Genomic DNA, 236 nt, shown 5'->3' on the forward strand with positions numbered 1-236 from the left:
TAGCACCATCAGGCTCATAAGACCAAATGCAGCGAAAAGCATCGTCAGGCCCAGCATCAGTAAAAGTTGAAAGAGATTAGCTTTTTCCTCTTCCAGCTCAACCACCGCCAGCCGCAGACGTGTTTCCACCATTTCAACCATGATGGAAACAATTCGCTGCCCGATGCCCAGAACGCTTTTACCGGGCCCTTGCGCGTGATGAGTGTCCGCCATAATTAACGACGCGACAGCAGAAC

Annotated in this window: 1 protein-coding gene; it reads right to left on the reverse strand. The window is 51.3% G+C overall.

Going from position 1 to position 236, the window contains the following annotated elements; all coding sequences use genetic code 11:
• The coding region (locus SB756_RS35325; RefSeq protein ID WP_410913914.1) for a phage holin family protein at nt 1–236 on the reverse strand (236 nt) is incomplete at both ends.

It is taken from the genome of Pseudomonas sp. SIMBA_068 (assembly GCF_046534705.1).
Classification (GTDB): domain Bacteria; phylum Pseudomonadota; class Gammaproteobacteria; order Pseudomonadales; family Pseudomonadaceae; genus Aquipseudomonas; species Aquipseudomonas putida.